The sequence below is a fragment of the Ruegeria sp. CE9 genome (assembly GCF_056537425.1).
This window is the reverse complement of the sequence record NZ_JBQFRO010000082.1, coordinates 1-1,047: the sequence shown is the minus strand read 5'-3', so window position 1 is coordinate 1,047 and position 1,047 is coordinate 1. Positions and strand designations below refer to the sequence as shown.

The window sequence follows — 1,047 nt, the reverse complement described above, 5'->3', positions numbered from 1 at the left end:
CACAGCCAAAAGGCAAAAGAGCAACATGCCCTGAAAGGTCAAAATTGCCGCTGCAGGCAGGTTCAACTGTGCCTCGGCCGCCTGTCCACCGATATAGGTCAGCGCCATGATCAGCCCCGCAAAAAGAATGCCCACAGGATGCAAGCGCCCCAAAAAGGCCACGATAATTGCGGTAAACCCGTAAAAGGCGGGGAAAGAACCAAGGATCTGCCCCGATGGCCCTGCCACCTCAAACAATCCTGCAAGTCCCGCAAGCGCGCCCGATATACCCACACATAAGATCACAAGGTGATTAGCATTGACCCCTGCAAATCCCGCCGCCCGCGGGCTTTGCCCTGCAAGGCGCACGTTGAAGCCAAACTGATGTCGGGTGAATAGGATATAGGCCCCCACCACGGCCATCAGCGCCGCTAAAGCCCCCCAATGAAAGCCTGTGTTGGGGATCAAATCCAAATTGGCGGCCGATGGGTATTGCCGCAAATTGCGGCTACCAGGCATGCCAAACCCCTCGGGGTTGCGCAAAAGGCCAATGGAAAAGGCCTTGATCAACACCTCGGCCACATAGACCAGCATCAGCGATACAAGGATTTCGTTGGTCTTGAACACCACCCGCAAAATCGCAGGGATCATCGCCCAAAGAAGCCCCCCCAAGAGCCCCGCAACGATCATCAGCGGAAAGATCAACCAGCGCGCCTCCATCGGGTAAAAGGCCAGGGCCACCCCTGCCCCACAAATGGCGCCGATGATATACTGACCTTCGGCACCGATATTCCAAATTCCCGCCCGAAACCCAAAGGACAGCCCCACGGCGATCAGCACCAAAGGGGCAGCTTTCTTGACAATCTCGGGGCGGTAAAAATGCGCAAAGGGGCCAAAGATTGGATCCCAGAAAATCGTCTTGATCGCGATCAATGGGTCTTTGCCCAAAATCGCAAACAGACCCATGCCAAGAATGATGGTCAAAATCACCGCCAAGACGGGCGCGCCATATGTCCACCCGCGCGAAGGCTGTGGCCGTTTCTCAAGCCTAAGCATGGGCCACCTCCA

At 56.3% G+C, this 1,047-nt stretch carries 1 protein-coding gene; it reads right to left on the bottom strand.

All coding sequences use genetic code 11. The features are described from left to right. A partial coding sequence (locus ACR0B3_RS24165) for an ABC transporter permease (RefSeq protein WP_480811260.1) occupies nucleotides 1-1,035 on the bottom strand: 1,035 nt, incomplete at its 3' end. Between the last annotated feature and the right edge of the window lie 12 nt (nucleotides 1,036-1,047).